Consider the following 1,033-nt stretch of genomic DNA (forward strand, 5'->3'; position numbering starts at 1 on the left):
ACCGAACCCGTGACGTCCGTCGTGCGGAAGTAGAACTGCGGGCGGTAGCCGTTGAAGAACGGCGTGTGGCGCCCACCCTCCTCCTTCGTCAGGACGTACACCTCGGCCTTGAACTTGGTGTGCGGCGTGATCGAGCCCGGCTTCGCCAGCACCTGACCGCGCTCCACCTCCTCGCGCTTCAGGCCGCGGAGCAGCGCACCGATGTTGTCGCCCGCCTGCCCCTCGTCGAGCAGCTTGCGGAACATCTCCACGCCCGTCACCACCGTCTTGACCGTCGGCTTCAGGCCGACGACCTCGATCTCCTCGCCCACCTTGACGATCCCGCGCTCCACGCGGCCCGTCGCCACCGTCCCGCGGCCCGAGATCGAGAACACGTCCTCGACCGGCATCAGGAACGGCTTGTCCGTCGCGCGCTGCGGCGTCGGGATGTAGCTGTCCACCGCGTCCAGCAGCTGCTGGATCGCCGGCTCGCCCAGCTCTCCCTTGTCGCCCTCGAGCGCCTTGAGCGCCGACCCCTTCACGATCGGGATCTCGTTGCCCGGGAAGTCGTACTCCGTGAGCAGCTCACGGACCTCGAGCTCCACGAGGTCGAGCAGCTCCTTGTCGTCCACCATGTCGACCTTGTTCAGGAAGACGACCATGTACGGCACGCCCACCTGACGGGCGAGCAGGATGTGCTCGCGGGTCTGCGGCATCGGACCATCCGCCGCCGACACCACCAGGATCGCGCCGTCCATCTGCGCCGCCCCGGTGATCATGTTCTTCACGTAGTCCGCGTGACCCGGGCAGTCCACGTGCGCGTAGTGCCGCTTCTCCGTCGAGTACTCGACGTGCGCCGTCGCGATCGTGATGCCGCGCTCGCGCTCCTCCGGCGCCTTGTCGATCTGATCGTACGCCATGAACTGCGCGCGGCCCTTCGTCGCGCAGTACTTCGTGATGGCGGCCGTCAGCGTCGTCTTGCCGTGGTCGACGTGACCGATCGTCCCCACGTTCACGTGCGGCTTGCTGCGCTCGAACTTCTCCTTGCCCATGA

At 67.1% G+C, this 1,033-nt stretch carries 1 protein-coding gene; it reads right to left on the reverse strand.

Features of this window, described 5'->3' with window-relative positions:
• The coding region (gene tuf, locus MLV88_RS23810) for an elongation factor Tu (protein WP_242341610.1) at nt 1–1,031 on the reverse strand (1,031 nt) is incomplete at its 3' end.
• Nucleotides 1,032–1,033: the final 2 nt, after the last annotated feature.

This window comes from Anaeromyxobacter soli (genome assembly GCF_022808855.1).
GTDB classification, from domain to species: domain Bacteria; phylum Myxococcota; class Myxococcia; order Myxococcales; family Anaeromyxobacteraceae; genus Anaeromyxobacter; species Anaeromyxobacter soli.